Source organism: Amycolatopsis sp. NPDC051128 (assembly GCF_040682715.1).
Classification (GTDB): Bacteria; Actinomycetota; Actinomycetes; order Mycobacteriales; family Pseudonocardiaceae; genus Amycolatopsis.
Window position 1 is genome coordinate 86,839 of sequence record NZ_JBFBBN010000020.1, and the last position, 14,955, is coordinate 101,793.

Sequence of the window (14,955 nt, forward strand, 5' to 3'; positions counted from 1 at the left end):
TCAGGGGATGGGGCCCGTCGGTTCGGCGGGCTTCGCCTTACGACGGCGCTCCTGCAGCCTGTCGTCGAAGTCCACGACGAACGTCCCGGCGGCCATCGCGATCAGCAAGGCGAGACCGAGCACTGCGCCGGCCCAGGTGAGGATGATCGAGAACATCGTGGGCCTCCTCCCCAGCTCAGAGTCGTTTTCCGGACTCCTTCAGGGTCGCTTTCCAAACGGCGTACCGGTATCGGCCAACCGGTTACGGCTGACTGCGGCGCATCGGCCGATCGGCCGGTCGCCGGATGCGGAAAGTGGCGAGGAGCGACAACGAGTGGCCAGGTGTTCGCCCAGCGTGGCAATGGGCGGCATGTGGGTGACGCGGCGCGTCACCGATCCGGCTTCCCGGGTTCGTGACCAGCGCTAGAGCTTGCGGAGCCGGACCCGGTTGATGGCGTGGTCGCAGTCCTTGCGCAGCACCAGCGTCGCCCGCGGCCGGGTCGGCTTGATGTTCTCCATCAGGTTCGGCTCGTTGATCGAGCGCCACAGGTGCCGCGCTTCGGCGCGGGCCTCGTCGTCGGGCAGGCCGGCGAAGTGGTGGAAGTGCGACGCCGGGTCCGCGAACGCCGTGTGCCGCAGCTCCAGGAAGCGCTCGATGTACCAGCGCTGGATGTCGTCGGTGTGCGCGTCGACGTAGATCGAGAAGTCGAAGAGGTCGGACACCATCAGCCGCGGCCCCGGCTGCAGCACGTTCAGGCCCTCGACGATGAGGATGTCCGGCTGCCGCACCACCTGCTCCTGGCCGGGCAGGATGTCGTAGGCCAGGTGCGAGTACACCGGCGCGGCGACGCGCTCGGCGCCCGACTTCACCTCGGTGACGAACCGCAGCAGCGCCCGCCGGTCGTAGCTTTCGGGAAACCCCTTGCGGTGCATGATCCCGCGCCGCATCAGCTCGGCGCGCGGGTGCAGGAAGCCGTCGGTGGTGACCAGGTCGACGCGGGGGTGGTCCGGCCAGCGGGCGAGCAGCGTGCGCAGGATGCGGGCGGTGGTCGACTTGCCGACCGCCACGCTCCCGGCGATACCGATCACGAACGGGACCTTCGTGCCGCGGGAGTCGTCACCGAGGAACGTCGTGGTCGCTTCGTAGAGCCGCTGGCGCGCGGCGACCTGGAGGTTGATCAGGCGGGACAGGGGGAGGTAGACGTCGGCCACCTCGGCCAGGTCCACCTGCTCGCCGAGGCCGCGCAGCCGCAGCAACTCGGCCGCGGTCAACGGCAACGGGGTGGAACTACGCAGTTCCTTCCATTGTTCCCGGTGCAGCTCGACATACGGGCTGAGTTCGCGGACCCGGGTCATCGCACACTCCTCCGGCCGTCGCCTGCACTGGCGGACGTTTCACCTGAATGATTAACGGTAGGGCTTACGGCGGGTGAACGCGCTGTGATGTAGTCCACCCCGTAAACGGGGGAAATCACCGACCGTGACGGTTTCCGAAGACCTCGTCCCACGCCGCCGCGACCTGCCGGGCGCACGTCGCGGGCTCGACGCCGCCGACGCCGGTGCCCAGCCCCGGCATCGCGATGGTGTCGACGAACTCCCGCACCGCGCCGTGGTCGAGCCGTCCGTCGCGCCACCGCAGGAACACCGCGCGGGCCGCGAGGTAGGGGTGCACGGTGTCGGCGGGCAGCCGTTCGCCGGGTTCCCGCATCGTCGGCGCGCTGATCAGCCAGGCCGGCTCGGCTTCGCCGGTCGGCACGACCACGGCGTCGCCGATCGGCAGTTCGCCGCCGTGAAAGGCCAGGACGGCGCTGCGGACGCTCTGTTCCACGCCGGGGAACGCCCGCGCGTAGACGGCGTCGATGCCGCCGCGCATCCAGCCGTAGGAATTGGCCGGGCTGACCACGGCCTGGGCGACGACGTCGAGCACCGACCCGCGGTGCACCCGGACCCGGCCGGCCAGTTTTTCGGCGGCGGCGGTCCAGGCATCGGCGAGTGGTTCATCGACGGCGCACAGCACCAGCTCCGGGGTGCGAGGGGAGACCGGCGGGTGGGCGCCCTCACGGCCGGTGTGCGTGCCCGAGTCGGCGGTCACGCACCCAAGCATCGCAAAAAATGCCACCCGGCGTAACCGGTTCGCGTACCGGCTGTCCGAGTGAATGTCGCCACGGCCCGACCCCGTAGCCTGGATGCTGTGTCACGGATCGCATACTTCGGCCCCCGAGGGACCTTCACCGAACAGGCCGCGCGGATCCTCGCCGCCGGCGAAGAGCTGATTCCGGTCGAGACCATCCGGCTGGCGATGACGGCCGTCCGCACGGGCGAGGTGGACGCCGCGTGCGTGCCCATCGAGAACTCGGTCGAAGGCGTGGTGCCCGCCACGCTCGACGCGCTCAGCGAGTCGACGCCGCTGGTCGCCGTCGCGGAAGCGATACTGCCGGTCCACTTCAGCGTGCTGGCCCGGCCCGGTGGCGGCGACATCCGGACCGTCGCCAGCCACCCGCACGCGCTCGCCCAGGTCCGGGAGTGGCTCGAGGCGAACCTGCCGGACGCGCACCCGGTGGCGTCGTCGTCGACGTCCGCCGCCGCCGTCGGCGTGCTGGAGGGCGATTTCGACGCCGCGGTCTGCGCGCCGGTCGCGGTCGAGCACTACGCCCTCGAGGTGCTGGCCACCGAGGTCGCCGACGTCACCGACGCGGCGACGCGGTTCCTGCTGGTCCGCCCGCCGGGCGAGCTGCCGGAGCCGACCGGCGCCGACCGGACGTCCGTGGTCGCCGCGGCCGTGAACCGCACCGGCACGCTCGCCGAACTGCTCACCGAACTGGCCACCCGCGGCATCAACCTGACCCGGCTCGACGCCCGGCCGACGCGCAGCAACTTCGGCGAGTACCGCTTCTTCATCGACTTCGAGGGCCACGTGGCCGAACCGCGGATCCTCGACGCGCTGACGGCGTTGCGCCGCCACTGCCGTCACCTGCGGTTCCTCGGCTCACACCCGCGCGCCGACGGGACCCGCACGACGATCGAGCCCGGCTTCGGCAACGACGACTTCGTCGAAGCGGCCGTGTGGGCCGACGCGGTCCGCAAGGGGGACCTGGCGTGAGGCTGCTGCTCATCCGCCATGGTCAAACCGAAGGGAACATCCGGGGCGCGCTCGACACCGCCCTGCCCGGGCCACCGCTGACCGAGCTCGGCCACCGGCAGGCCGGTGAGCTCGCGGCGCGGCTGGCGGGGGAGCCGATCGTCGGCGTCTACGCGTCGCAGGCGACCCGCGCCCAGCAGACGGCGGCGCCGCTGGCGGCGCGGTTCTCCCTGGACGTGCAGGTCGTCGACGGCGTGCACGAAGTCGTCGCGGGTGATCTCGAGGGGCACACCGGCCATGAGTCGATCCGGACCTACATGGACACCGTGCGGCGGTGGACGCTCGGCGAGCTGACGGCGTCGTTGCCCGGCGGCGAGAACGGCACCAGCGTGCGCACCCGGATGCTCGACGCCGTCGGCCGGCTGCGGGCCAAGCACGAGCAGGCCGACCCGGACGGCGTGATCGCCCTGGTCAGCCACGGCGGCGTGATCCGCCTGGGCAGCGAGTGGCTGGCGCCGAACGTCCACGCGGACGTCGCCAACGCGGCGCTGATCCCGAACACCGGCCTGGTGGAGCTGGCGGCCCGCCCCGACGGTCAGTGGCACTGCCTGACCTGGGTCGACACCCCGCTCTAGCCGTCACGAAAGTGTGATCCCGTCACGTTTAAGACACGTTTGGTGGGGAATTAACTGTTCTGACCAACCGGCCCGGGAATCCGTGCGTCTACCCAGTACCACAGCACCAGGGAGGCGATTGAAATGGTTCGGACGAAACTTTCACGGTTCTTCCCGGTCGTCGCGGCTTCGGCGGGCGTGCTGGCGCTCTCCGCCTGCGGGAGCGGTGGGACCACGCCCGCGGCGAGCACCTCGACGCCGTCGTCGCCGGAATCCCCGACCTCGGCCACCACCACTACCACCGTGTCGAGCCCGAGCACCTCGGCGCCGGCCACGGCGCCGGTCGCCGCGCCGGTGGACAGCGGACTCTGCAAGGCCGGCGACGTCAAGCTCTCGCTCGGCCAGGGTGACGCCGGCGCCGGCTCGTTCTACCGGCCGCTGCTCATCACGAACGCCAGCTCGAAGCCGTGCCTCATCCAGGGCTTTCCCGGGGTGTCCTACGTCGCCGGCACGGACGGGCACCAGGTCGGCAAGGACGCCTTCCGCGAAGGCACCAAGGGCAACGCCGTGAAGCTGGACCCCGGCCAGGCCGCGGCCGCCGACATCCAGTTCGTCAACGTGCAGGCCTTCGACCCGGCCACCTGCCAGCCGACGCCGGTCAAGGGCCTGCGGATCTACCTGCCGCAGGAGACCGCGTCGAACTTCGTGCCCGCCGACGGCACCGGCTGCGCGAGCACGAAGATCCCCGGAAACCAGCTCTCGGTGAAGACGGTCCATCCCGCCTGACCCGGACGGGCGTCGCCCGGCTGGTCAAATTCTGGCGCAGATCTCCTTGGCCTCGATCAAATGCCGCTGGCCTGAGATGTCGTTGAAGTGCACGCTGAGCACCATCCGGCTGACGCCGTCGATGTGGTCGGCCAGCGGCTCGTAGTTCGCGTTGGCCTGGGCGGCGGCCGCGGCCAGCTCCCGTGCGGCCGTCATCCGGTGCAACCGCTCCGCGGTGAGGCCGGGTGTCAGCGACGGCCGCGCGTCCCGGCTCGTGTCGGGGAGATCGCCGACGCGGTCGAGTGCCTGGCAGGCCGCGACGGCGTCTTCGAGCGCTCCGGCGTGCACGCCGGACAGTCCCCAGAGCAGACCGAGCACGCTGCCGCCGAGCACGAACCCGGCCACCGCGCTCAGCACGAGCAGCCGGCGAGAGTGCGGCAGCGGTGCCGCGACCTCGCCGGAGTCGTCCGAGGGCTCGTCGAAGTCGGGACCGGCATCGGCGCCGGTTCCCGGGTCCACGGTGCGCATAGCCGCCTCCCACCACCTGGGTGATGAGACATTTCAGCTCACATTCACGGATCTTGGTGCGATTGCGCCACGGCTGAGTCCGATTTGTCATCGAGCCTGGTGCGAAGGTTTCAGCCCCAGCCGAGCTCGTGGAGCCGGGCGTCGTCGATGCCGAAGTGGTGGCCCAGCTCGTGCACTACGGTGATGAGGACCTCCTCGACGACCTCGTCCTCGTCCTCGCACATGGCGAGGATCGGCCGCCGGTAGATCGAGATCCGGTCGGGCAGCACGCCGCCGTACGACGATGTCCGCTCGGTCAGCGCGATCCCGTGGTACAGCCCGAGGATGTCCGGTGCTTCGTCGTTGAACTCCTCGACCAGCACGACGACGTTGTCCATCGCGCGGGCGAACTCGGGCGGCACCTCGTCCAGGGCTTCCGAGACCAGTTCCTCGAACCGCTCCCGGCTCATCTCGACGGGCATCAGCCGCTCTGCTTCGTCGACGGCGGGGCGGAGTTCGTCGTGGCCGGACCGCCACCCCCGTCCGAAGGCGGGCCGTCACCCGGCCGGCCGCCGTCGGTGCCCGGCGGGGCGCCCTTGAGGCTGCCGGTCACCGCCTGCAGGCCGCTCTTGTCGGGCAGCGCCGCCGCCACCTTGCAGTTGACCTTGGTCGAGCCGGCGTCCCAGCTCTCCTGCTCCCGCAGATCCCAGGTCAGGATCAGCTTCTTCGCGTCGAGGTCGGCGCCGCCGGTGTAGTCCGGCACCGCCTTGTTGCACTCGGTGTCGAGCCAGCTCTTCTGGTCGTTCTGCGCGGGGTAGCCCTCTTTGAACTTCGTCTTGAGGTCGAGGGTCGCGATGATCTCGTAGGAGTGCGGGTTCGCGCACTCGATCGGATCACCGACGCCCTTGCCGAGCAGCGCCAGACAGGTGCCCGGCTCGAAGACCAGCGACTGGTCCTGGTCCTTCGCCGGCCCGGTCGTCGGGAGCAGCTTGCCGCCGGGGCCGGCCCACTGCAGGCCGCACCGCAGCTGGCGGTCGCCGTCGTCCCACTGCGACGGCGTCGGGCGCAGCAGGTTCGTCGTGAGCTTGCCGTACGGGTCGAGCTTGTGCCCGAGGTACGGCTTCACGTCCGAGGTGCACTTCTGCTGCGCGATCTGCTGCCACTGCTCCAGCGACGGCACCGGCGCGCCCGCCGGGAACTGGGGGCCGATGTCGACGAGCGTGGTCACCTCGAACAGGTGCGGCTGGGGGCACGGCACCTTGCGCGCGTCGCTCGCGTCCGGGTTGTCCCAGGTCAGGCAGCTGCCGGGCGGCGAGTGGAACGCCTCTTCGGCGGCCGCGGACAGCTTGCCGGCGCCGCCGCCCGCCCCACCGGTGACGCCGTCGCTCCAGGAGAACACGACGCTGAGCGCGAGCGCGATGAGCGCGCCCGCGAAGATCCCGCCCATCACGACGCGGGTGCGCAACGTCTGCGTGGCGGTGGGGAACCGATCGGCGCTGGGAGACATCGCAGTCCATGATGCCCGCGTCGCGCGAGACGTGCGCGGTCCGGGTGGTTAGGGTGGTCAGGGTTTCGCGGTGGCCGGTGATTACGGAGCGCACATGACGCAGGACAACAATGCTGGGGACCAGCCGCCCCCCGAGCCGCCGAAGCGCGGTTCGATGAGGTTCCAGGACGCCGAGAACACTCGTGCCCGGCAGCCGTCAGTCGCCGAGCAGCGGGCGCGGCAGCAGGCGCTCGCCCAGGAGGAGCGCGACGAGGAGCTGGCCCGCCAGGCCGACGCCAAGGCGGCCACGCGGCGCAAGATCCTCATCGGCAGCGGCGTCACGGTCGGGCTCGTCGGCCTGGTCGCGACGTTCTACACCGTCGCGAAGCCGAACAACGTCACGGCCGTCTGCACCGACTCCGGCGGGGTCGTCCAGAACGACGACTACTGCGACGACAACTACGTGACCAGCCACGGCGGCTACCACAGCGGTGGCTTCCTGTTCCTGCCGATCGGCGGTGGCGGCTACAACAGCTACCGCTACAACTACGGCGGCAGCGGCACCATCGGCCAGCGCGTGTCCGGTGGCTCCTACGACCCGCCGTCGTCGCGCACCAACGTCAACACGAAGTCCGGCAAGTCCGTCCAGCGCGGCGGGTTCGGCATCAGCGGCAAGAGCGGCACCACCGGGGGCTCCGGCGGCAGCGGCAAGAGCGGGGGATCGTAGGTGTACCGGGACCGGCGTGAGCCGCGGCGCGACTGGCAGCGGATCGTCGAGGAGCAGGGGCTCGTCTACGGCACGCCGGCCCGCGACAACAGCGGCCGGGTGCGGCCGTACTGGGACGAGTCGGTGCACTACGTCTTCGAAATGGACGAGGTGCTTTCGCTCGAGGCCGACGTCGAGCTGCTCCATTCGATGTGCCTCGAAGCCGTCGACAACGTCGTGACGACCGAGGGCTACCAGCGGTTCGGCATCCCCGAGTGGGTCTGGCCGCACATCGCCGAGTCGTGGAAGCGGCAGGACCCGCACGTCTACGGCCGGTTCGACCTGCGCTACGACGGCAAGTCGCCGGCGAAGCTGCTGGAGTACAACGCGGACACGCCGACCACGCTGCTGGAGGCGTCGCTGCTGCAGTGGCACTGGAAGACCGACGTCTTCCCGGACGACGACCAGTGGAACTCGATCCACGAGAAGCTCGTCGAGCGCTGGGGACAGCTCCAGGACAAGCTGCCGTCGAACGAGCTGCACTTCACCTGGTCGGCGGCCGACCCGAGCGGCGAGGACAACGTCACCACGGCGTACCTGCAGGAGACCGCGGCCGAGGCCGGGCTCGACACGGTGGGGCTGGCGATCGAGGAGATCGGCTGGGACCCGGTGCTCAAACGGTTCGTCGACCTCGAAGAGCAGCAGATGGCGACCGTGCTGAAGCTGTACCCGTGGGAGTGGGTGGTCGACGAGGAGTTCGGCCGCCACGCCGTCGAGTCGCTGCCGCGGACGCTGTGGATCGAGCCGCTGTGGAAGATGATCCTCTCCAACAAGACGTTGCTGGCGATCCTGTGGGAGAACTACCCGGGCCACCCGAACCTGCTGCCCGCGTTCGCCGACGACCCCGGCCTGCTCACCGAGTACGTCCGCAAGCCGAAGCTGGGCCGTGAAGGCGCCAACGTCCAGATCGTCGCCACCGGCTACGAGACCCAGACCGACGGCGTCTACGGCGCCGAAGGCTTCGTCTACCAGGCGTTCGACCCGCTGCCCGAGTTCGACGGCTACCGGCCGGCGCTCGGCGCGTGGATCGTCGGCGACAGCTCCGCGGGGCTGGGCATCCGCGAAACCGGCGGGCTGGTCACCGACGACGGGGCCGCGTTCGTCCCCCACCGCATTCCCGAGTCGTGATACAACACCTGCGCTGATCAGCTCTTTTCACCTGGGAGAAACTCGTGACCACGACCCTTGCGCTGTCCGACACGTTCGGCTCCGACCTCGTGCGGGGGATCGGCGCGATCCTGCTGTACGGCGTCATCGGCCTGCTGCTGATGTTCGCCGGGTTCTACGCGATCGACTGGACCACGCCCGGCAAGCTGTCGAAGCTGGTGCACGCGGGCCTGCCGAACGCCGTGATCGTGACCGCGTCCGGGCTGCTCGCGATGTCGTTCATCGTCGTCGTGGCGATCTTCAACTCGGCGAGCGACCTCACCGAGGGCCTGATCACCTCGCTCGTCTACGGCCTGCTCGGGATCATCGTCCAGGTCGTCGCGGTCCGGCTGCTGGAGTGGGCGACCCGCATCGACGTGGCGTCGACCATCGAGAGCGAGAAGTTCGCCCCGGTGAGCATCGTCGTCGCGGCCGCGCACATCGGCCTCGGCCTCGTCGTGGCGGTCGGCATCTCCTGACCCGGCTTCCGTCGTGAGCCGGGCCACGCGCGTGGCCCGGTTCCGCCGTTCGCACTAGCGTGGGATTCGTGCGCCTGCTGAGGACACCGGAAGACCGGTTCACGGACCTGCCCGACTTTCCCTTCGAACCGAAGTACACCGAGCTCCGCGACCCGCACGGCGGCGTGATCAGAGTCGGCTACGTCGAGGCGGGGCCGGCCGACGGCAAGCCCGTGCTCCTGCTGCACGGCGAACCCAGCTGGTCGTTCCTCTACCGCAAGATGCTCGCGGTGCTGGCTGCTGCCGGCCTTCGCGCGATCGCGCCGGACCTGGTCGGCTTCGGCCGGTCCGACAAGCCGGGTGACCTCGTCGACCACACCTACGCGCGGCACGTGAACTGGATGCGCGGGTTCGCCTTCGACGCCCTCGACCTGCGGGACGTGACGCTCGTCGGCCAGGACTGGGGCGGCCTGATCGGGCTGCGGATGGTCGCGGAGGACCCGTCGCGCTTCTCCCATGTCGTCGCGGCCAACACCGGCCTGCCGACGGGTGATGTCGACATGCCTCCGGTGTGGCACTCGTTCCGCGAAGCCGTGCAGAAGGCGCCGGTGCTGGACGTCGCGCGCTTCGTCCAGTCGGGCTGCCGGTCTTCGCTGTCCGACGAGGTGCGCGCGGCCTACGACGCGCCGTTCCCGAACGAGATGTACAAGGCCGGCCCGCGGGCGATGCCGGGCCTGGTGCCCCACCGGCCGGACGACCCGGCGTCCCCGGCCAACCGCGAGGCGTGGAAGACGCTGACGGAGCTGGACATCCCGTTCCTGGTCGCGTTCTCCGACGGTGACCCGATCACCGGCGGCATGGCCCCGATCCTGAAGCGCTCGATGAAGGGCGCCCAGGGGCTGGAGCACCCGGTGATCGCGGGCGCGGGCCACTTCCTCCAGGAGGACGCGGGCGAGGAGCTGGCCGAGCACGTGGCGAGGTTCGTCCGGGGCTGAGCAGCCCCCGTTTTCCACGCTACCGGGGTGGGCCGACAGTTCCGCTCGCCAAAAGCCGTGAATGTCGCATTGAGAGACTCTAAGTCCCTCAATGCGACATTCACGGACTTTCCACGTCCCGAGACTGTCGGGGCTCCTCGCTAGGCTGGAATCGGGGGCTGCTCAGGACAGTGCGGCGTGCGTCGCCGCCAGCGAGTCGACCAGGATGTCCAGGCCCTCCTGGGACTCCTCCGCCGTCAGCGTCATCGGCGGGCCGAGCCTCAGCACGTTCCCGTGCAGCCCGCCCTTCCCGATCAGCAGCCCGCGCTTCTTCGTCTCCTCCAGCATCCTCGCCGCCGCGGCCACGAAAGGCTCCGTCGTGCCCGGCTCGACCAGCTCGATGCCGATCATCAACCCCTTGCCCCGCACCTCGGCCACCAGCGGACAGGAAGCGGCGCGCAACCCCGAAAGCAGCTGCGCGCCGCGAGCCGCGCAGTTCGCCTGGAGGTCGTGGTCCTTGATGTAGTCCAGCACCGCTGTCGCGCCGGCCATCGAGACCGGGTTGCCGCCGAACGTCGAGAACGACTGGGCCTGGAAACAGTCCAGCACGTCGCCGCGGGCCACCACGCCGCCCACCGCGAGGCCGTTCCCCAGGCCCTTCGCGAACGTCATCATGTCCGGCGTCACGCCGTGCGCCGTGATGCCCCAGAAGTGCTCGCCCGTGCGGCCCCAGCCGGTCTGGACCTCGTCCGAAATGAACAGCACCCCGTGGGCGTCGAGCACCTCTTTCATGGCGCGGAACAGGCCGTCCGGCGGGAGGCTGAACCCGCCGACACCCTGGATCGGTTCGGCGATCAGGCAGGCGACGTCGCCCGAGGTCGCCGTGTTCAGCACGTCCACCAGGTCCGCGACGCACGCGTCGATGTAGGCGGCGTCGGAAAGGTCCCGGAACGGGCTGCGGTACCGGTAGCCGCCGTGCACGTAGTCGACCTTGACCGGGCTCAGCGCCGACGCCGACCAGCCGCGGTTGCCGGTGATCGCGACCGTCCCGAACGAGCGCCCGTGGTAGGAGTTCCGCATCGCCAGCACCTGGTTGCTGCGCCGGTACTGCGTCGCGAGCATCAGCGCCGTGTCGTTGGCTTCGCTGCCGGAGTTCGTGAAGAACACCTTCGCGTCGGGAATCCCCGACAGCTTCGCGATGCGCTCGGCCAGCTCGACCTGCGACCGGATCAGGTACAGCGTCGAGGTGTGCAGGATGCCGGTGTCGAGCTGCTTGCGCACCGCGTCGCCGATCTCGGCGACGTCGTAGCCCATCGAGTTGGTGAGCACCCCGGCGAAGAAGTCGAGGTAGGTGCGGCCCTGCGAGTCCGTCATCCGCCGGTCGTGCGCGTGGACGATCTCGATCGGCTCTTCGTAGAGCAGCGACATCCAGCTCGGCATGACGGCGCGGTGGCGGGCCAGCAGGTCGTCGGTCATCAAACGCCTCCTCAAGGTCTCCAAGGAGTATGGGGAGGCCGTGAACAGCGCTTCAACGATCAGACTGTCGGGACAACCGAGTACGGGCGCACAGTCTGTACGGACTACCCTCTGTCCTCGTGATTGACCCCAGGACTCTGCGCGATGACCCGGAAGCCGTGCGCGCGTCGCAGCGCGCCCGTGGCGAAGACGAGGGAGTGGTCGACAAGCTGCTCTCCCTCGACACCCGGCGCCGGTCTTCGATCGCGGCCGCCGACAAGCTGCGCAACGAGCAGAAGGTGCTGGGCAAGCAGATCCCGAAGGCGCCGCCGGCGGAGAAGCAGCAGCTGCTGGCCACCGCCAAGGAGCTCGCCGCGCAGGTCAAGGCGGCCGAGGTGGAGCAGAACACCGCGTCGGAGGAGTTCGACCAGCTCTTCCGCACCGTGGCGAACCTGGTGCACCCCGACGCGCCGGTCGGCGGCGAGGACGACTTCACCGTGCTCAAGCACGTCGGCGAGCCGGTGAAGTTCTCCTTCACCCCGCGCGACCACCTCGAGCTGCTCGAAGGCCTCGGCGGCGTCGACATGGAGCGCGGCGCCAAGGTGTCGGGCTCGCGGTTCTACTTCCTCACCGGCGTCGGCGCGCAGCTGCAGCTCGGCCTGCTCAACATGGCCATCGCGCAGGCGCTCGAGAACGGCTTCACGCCGATGATCACGCCGTCGCTGGTGCGCCCGGAGATCATGGCCGGCACCGGCTTCCTCGGCCAGCACTCGAGCGAGATCTACCACCTCGAGGACGACGACCTGTACCTCGTCGGGACGTCGGAGGTGCCGCTGGCCGGCTTCCACGCCGACGAGATCCTCGACCTGAACGACGGCGCGAAGCGCTACGCGGGCTGGTCGTCCTGCTACCGGCGCGAGGCCGGGTCGTACGGCAAGGACACCCGCGGCATCATCCGCGTCCACCAGTTCGACAAGGTCGAGATGTTCGTCTACGCGAAGCCCGCCGACGCCGAGGCGGAGCACGAGCGGCTCCTCGGCTGGGAAGAGCAGATGCTGGCGAAGATCGAGGTGCCCTACCGGGTGATCGACACCGCGACCGGCGACCTCGGCACGTCCGCGCACCGCAAGTTCGACTGCGAGGCGTGGATCCCGACGCAGGAGACCTACCGCGAGCTGACGTCGACGTCCAACTGCACGACGTTCCAGGCCCGCCGCCTCTCGGTCCGCTACCGCGACGACAACGGCAAGCCGCAGATCGCCGCGACGCTCAACGGCACGCTGGCCACCACGCGGTGGATCGTCGCGATCGTCGAGAACCACCAGCAGGAGGACGGCTCGGTTCGCGTGCCGGAGGCGCTGCGCCCGTTCCTCGGCGGCAAGGAAGTCCTCACGCCGCGCTGAATCGAATGGATCCCCGATGCTCCCCCGTCCGTCCCAGTATCGTGCGGGCCGAACGGGAGAGGACTCATCGTATGCGCTTGAAGTGGCAGGTCGGCCTGGCTTTGGCGACCCTGACCGTGGTGGCGGGGTGCACGGTGACGGTCGGCGGTTCGGCGTCGCCGGTGCCGGGCCAGGGGCCGATCGTCAAGGCCGTCGACGCCTGCGCGTTGCTGAGCCCGGATCAGGTCGACGCCCTCGGCTACGAGAGCCCGGGGAGGCCCGTGCAGGAGAACAAGGAGCGGCTCCAGCCGCCGATGTGCCTGTGGACCTCGAAGGACGACATCGACCCGTCCGCCGTGCTCAACGTCGGTCTCGCGACGGGCATGGACATCAACGAGTACCTCTCCGGCGCCGTCCCGAAGTCCTCGCCGCAGCAGATCGGCGGGTTCAGCTGGACGCAGTACGGCTCGCTCCTGCCCAACGACTGCGTGTTCTACGCCGTGCTGGGCACCAGGTCGTTCGTCTACGTCGGCGTTTCCACTCTGACGCTGGACAAGTCGTGCGAGCTGGCGAAGCGCGTGATCCCGCAGGCCGCCGCGCACCTGCCCGGAGGCACGCCGGCGCCGCCGATCACGCCGTCCGGGCCGGTGAAGCCGGAGCCCGGTGGCCCGCTGCTGTCGGTGGACCCGTGCACGATGCTGAAGCCGGACCAGGTCGCCCAGCTCAAGAACATCTCGCCCGACGGCGAGAAGGACAACTCGTCGTCGGTGCCGAACGCGTCCTACTGCCTGTGGGACGACACCGACGGCGACGACGGCCAGAAGGCGTTCGAAGTCTGGTTCGGTCCCAGCACGCCGGTGGGCGAGTGGCCGGGGGCGAAGGGCGTCAACCCGACCGAGACCGTCGACGTCGGCGGCAAGAAGTGGGGCCTGTTCCCGAACATGGGCGGCCTGCGGGTGACCTGCGGCGCGACGCTGGCGATCACCGACACGTCGTCGGTGCAGGTGGTCAGCGGGTTCATCGGCGACGACGGCAAGACCTGCGACCTGGTCAAGCAGGGGCTGCCGCTGGTGACGGCGAACCTGCCGGGCTAGGCCGAGACCTGGTCCGCGATGTGGCGCGCGATCTCCAGCGCGCTTGTCGCGGCCGGTGACGGCGCGTTGAGGACGTGCACCTGGTCGCGCGCGGTCTCGATGAGGAAGTCGTCGACGAGCGAGCCGTCGCGGCGCATCGCCTGGGCGCGCACGCCGGAGCCGTGGCGCACGATGTCGTCCTCGCTGACGGCCGGGACGAGCCGCGCGAGGCTCGCGGCGAACCGCTTCTTCGAGAACGAGCGCCGCACCTCGTCGAGGCCGGTCGGGAACGCGTACTTGCGCGCGAGCCGCCAGACGCCGGGGAAGGCCGCCACCTCGGCGATGTCCTTCGCGGAGAAGTCGCCCCAGCGGTAACCCTCGCGGCGCAGCGCGAGCACGGCGTTCGGGCCGGCGTGCACGCTGCCGTCGAGCATCCGCGTGAGGTGCACGCCGAGGAACGGCAGCGTCGGATCCGGCACGGGGTAGATCAGGCCCTTGACCAGGTGCCGCCGGTCGGGCTTGAGCTCGTAGTACTCACCGCGGAAGGGCACGATCTTCGCGGACGGCGTCAGCCCGGCGAGCCGCGCGACGCGGTCGGCGTGCAGGCCGGCGCAGTTGACGAGCGCGTCGGCGGCGACGACGTCGCTGCCGGTGGCCACCTCGACACCGCCGTCGCTCCCGGCGCGGATGGCGAGCGCGGGACTGTTCAGCCGGAGGTCGACGCCGGCTTCGTCGAGCAGCCGGACGAGCGCCTGGCAGACGCCGGGGAAGTCGATGATCCCGGTCGACTCGACGCGCAGGGCGGCGACGCAGGCGACCTCGGGCTCGTACTCGCGGGCTTCCTCGGGTGAGATCTTCTTCGCCGGCACCCCGTTGGCCTCGGCTCGCTCGGCGAGGGTGTTCAGCGCCGGGATCTCCTTCTCGTCGGTGGCGACGACGAGCTTCCCGCACACCTCGACGGGCACGCCGTACTGGCGCGCGAAGTCCACGATGGACCGGTTGCCGGCGACGGACATCCGCGCCTTGAAGGAGCCGGGCTTGTAGTAGAGCCCGGCGTGGACGACGTTCGAGTTGTGCCCGGTCTGGTGCGCCGCCCAGCGCGGCTCCTTTTCCAGCACGGTGACGTCCAGCCCGCGCCTGGTCAGCTCCCAGGCCACGGCCAGACCGACGATCCCGCCCCCGACGACCACCACGTTGCGCACGATCGATCAGGCTACGCGAGTACTCCGGGGTTGGTCTCCTGGCGTTACCTAACCATCGTCAGGTAAGGT

At 70.0% G+C, this 14,955-nt stretch carries 17 protein-coding genes; 9 read left to right on the top strand and 8 right to left on the bottom strand.

Annotation, left to right across the window (positions count from 1 at the left end; translation table 11 throughout):
• The 3 genes from AB0M82_RS21660 to AB0M82_RS21670 all read right to left on the bottom strand — a co-directional run bounded on the left by AB0M82_RS21660 (position 1) and on the right by AB0M82_RS21670 (position 2,071).
• On the bottom strand, positions 1-156 hold the full coding sequence (locus AB0M82_RS21660; RefSeq protein WP_364724469.1) for a hypothetical protein: 156 nt from the start codon (positions 154-156) through the stop codon (positions 1-3).
• Positions 157-402: 246 nt separating this feature from the next.
• Positions 403-1,335: a type I pantothenate kinase gene (gene coaA / locus AB0M82_RS21665; protein ID WP_364724472.1), complete on the bottom strand. Its 933-nt coding sequence runs from the start codon at positions 1,333-1,335 to the stop codon at positions 403-405.
• 115 nt (positions 1,336-1,450) lie between these two features.
• Entirely contained in the window at positions 1,451-2,071 is a 621-nt protein-coding gene (locus AB0M82_RS21670; protein ID WP_364724475.1) for a macro domain-containing protein, read from the bottom strand.
• A gap of 99 nt (positions 2,072-2,170) precedes the next feature.
• Here AB0M82_RS21670 and pheA point away from each other — a divergent pair, with 99 nt between their 5' ends.
• The 3 genes from pheA to AB0M82_RS21685 all read left to right on the top strand — a co-directional run bounded on the left by pheA (position 2,171) and on the right by AB0M82_RS21685 (position 4,458).
• Positions 2,171-3,079 (top strand): prephenate dehydratase, encoded by a 909-nt coding sequence (pheA, locus tag AB0M82_RS21675; protein WP_364724478.1) that lies wholly within the window; start codon positions 2,171-2,173, stop codon positions 3,077-3,079.
• Positions 3,076-3,693, top strand: coding sequence for a histidine phosphatase family protein (locus AB0M82_RS21680; RefSeq protein ID WP_364724480.1), 618 nt, complete (start codon positions 3,076-3,078; stop codon positions 3,691-3,693). The genes pheA and AB0M82_RS21680 overlap by 4 nt, the downstream gene beginning before the upstream one ends.
• A 123-nt stretch (positions 3,694-3,816) precedes the next feature.
• Positions 3,817-4,458, top strand: coding sequence for a DUF4232 domain-containing protein (locus AB0M82_RS21685; RefSeq protein WP_364724482.1), 642 nt, complete (start codon positions 3,817-3,819; stop codon positions 4,456-4,458).
• Between the two features lie 24 nt (positions 4,459-4,482).
• Here the strand turns inward: AB0M82_RS21685 and AB0M82_RS21690 are convergent, their stop codons facing one another.
• From AB0M82_RS21690 to AB0M82_RS21700, 3 genes are all read right to left on the bottom strand, one after another.
• Positions 4,483-4,965, bottom strand: a complete 483-nt coding sequence (locus AB0M82_RS21690) for a hypothetical protein (protein WP_364724484.1) — start codon at positions 4,963-4,965, stop codon at positions 4,483-4,485.
• Positions 4,966-5,075: 110 nt separating this feature from the next.
• On the bottom strand, positions 5,076-5,426 hold the full coding sequence (locus AB0M82_RS21695; protein ID WP_364724485.1) for a metallopeptidase family protein: 351 nt from the start codon (positions 5,424-5,426) through the stop codon (positions 5,076-5,078).
• The gene (locus tag AB0M82_RS21700; protein ID WP_364724487.1) at positions 5,426-6,451 is read right to left on the bottom strand and encodes a septum formation family protein; all 1,026 of its coding nucleotides are present in this window, start codon (positions 6,449-6,451) and stop codon (positions 5,426-5,428) included. The genes AB0M82_RS21695 and AB0M82_RS21700 overlap by 1 nt, the downstream gene beginning before the upstream one ends.
• Positions 6,452-6,545: 94 nt before the next feature.
• Here AB0M82_RS21700 and AB0M82_RS21705 point away from each other — a divergent pair, with 94 nt between their 5' ends.
• From AB0M82_RS21705 to AB0M82_RS21720, 4 genes are all read left to right on the top strand, one after another.
• Positions 6,546-7,157 (top strand): cell envelope integrity protein TolA, encoded by a 612-nt coding sequence (locus AB0M82_RS21705; RefSeq protein ID WP_364724490.1) that lies wholly within the window; start codon positions 6,546-6,548, stop codon positions 7,155-7,157.
• Positions 7,158-8,324 carry a glutathionylspermidine synthase family protein gene (locus AB0M82_RS21710; protein WP_364724493.1) on the top strand — a complete coding sequence of 389 codons (1,167 nt, stop codon included), beginning with the start codon at positions 7,158-7,160 and terminating at the stop codon, positions 8,322-8,324.
• A 44-nt stretch (positions 8,325-8,368) separates the two neighbouring features.
• Positions 8,369-8,821, top strand: a complete 453-nt coding sequence (locus AB0M82_RS21715; protein WP_364724495.1) for a DUF350 domain-containing protein — start codon at positions 8,369-8,371, stop codon at positions 8,819-8,821.
• A gap of 68 nt (positions 8,822-8,889) precedes the next feature.
• Complete coding sequence (locus AB0M82_RS21720) at positions 8,890-9,795, top strand: haloalkane dehalogenase (protein WP_364724497.1); 906 nt, start codon at positions 8,890-8,892, stop codon at positions 9,793-9,795.
• Positions 9,796-9,957: 162 nt separating this feature from the next.
• On the opposite strand, the gene AB0M82_RS21725 is transcribed toward AB0M82_RS21720, so the two are convergent.
• Positions 9,958-11,250, bottom strand: coding sequence for an aspartate aminotransferase family protein (locus AB0M82_RS21725; RefSeq protein ID WP_364724500.1), 1,293 nt, complete (start codon positions 11,248-11,250; stop codon positions 9,958-9,960).
• Positions 11,251-11,369: 119 nt separating this feature from the next.
• Between AB0M82_RS21725 and serS the strand changes: the two genes are divergently transcribed.
• Positions 11,370-12,632 carry a serine--tRNA ligase gene (gene serS, locus AB0M82_RS21730; RefSeq protein ID WP_364724502.1) on the top strand — a complete coding sequence of 421 codons (1,263 nt, stop codon included), beginning with the start codon at positions 11,370-11,372 and terminating at the stop codon, positions 12,630-12,632.
• A 71-nt stretch (positions 12,633-12,703) separates the two neighbouring features.
• The gene (locus tag AB0M82_RS21735; protein ID WP_364724505.1) at positions 12,704-13,705 is read left to right on the top strand and encodes a DUF3558 family protein; all 1,002 of its coding nucleotides are present in this window, start codon (positions 12,704-12,706) and stop codon (positions 13,703-13,705) included.
• Here the strand turns inward: AB0M82_RS21735 and lhgO are convergent.
• A complete protein-coding gene (lhgO, locus tag AB0M82_RS21740; RefSeq protein ID WP_364724508.1) occupies positions 13,702-14,886 on the bottom strand; it encodes an L-2-hydroxyglutarate oxidase in 1,185 nt (394 codons plus the stop codon). The genes AB0M82_RS21735 and lhgO overlap by 4 nt on opposite strands.
• Positions 14,887-14,955: the final 69 nt, after the last annotated feature.

What these genes read in the sequence shown, in the direction of transcription:
- AB0M82_RS21660 (WP_364724469.1), bottom strand. Translation starts at nt 156, where the DNA reads ATGTTCTCGATCATCCTCACCTGGGCCGGCGCAGTGCTCGGTCTCGCC.
- coaA (WP_364724472.1), bottom strand. Translation starts at nt 1,335, where the DNA reads ATGACCCGGGTCCGCGAACTCAGCCCGTATGTCGAGCTGCACCGGGAA.
- AB0M82_RS21685 (WP_364724482.1), top strand. Translation starts at nt 3,817, where the DNA reads ATGGTTCGGACGAAACTTTCACGGTTCTTCCCGGTCGTCGCGGCTTCG.
- AB0M82_RS21690 (WP_364724484.1), bottom strand. Translation starts at nt 4,965, where the DNA reads ATGCGCACCGTGGACCCGGGAACCGGCGCCGATGCCGGTCCCGACTTC.
- AB0M82_RS21695 (WP_364724485.1), bottom strand. Translation starts at nt 5,426, where the DNA reads ATGCCCGTCGAGATGAGCCGGGAGCGGTTCGAGGAACTGGTCTCGGAA.
- AB0M82_RS21700 (WP_364724487.1), bottom strand. Translation starts at nt 6,451, where the DNA reads ATGTCTCCCAGCGCCGATCGGTTCCCCACCGCCACGCAGACGTTGCGC.
- AB0M82_RS21705 (WP_364724490.1), top strand. Translation starts at nt 6,546, where the DNA reads ATGACGCAGGACAACAATGCTGGGGACCAGCCGCCCCCCGAGCCGCCG.
- AB0M82_RS21725 (WP_364724500.1), bottom strand. Translation starts at nt 11,250, where the DNA reads ATGACCGACGACCTGCTGGCCCGCCACCGCGCCGTCATGCCGAGCTGG.
- AB0M82_RS21735 (WP_364724505.1), top strand. Translation starts at nt 12,704, where the DNA reads ATGCGCTTGAAGTGGCAGGTCGGCCTGGCTTTGGCGACCCTGACCGTG.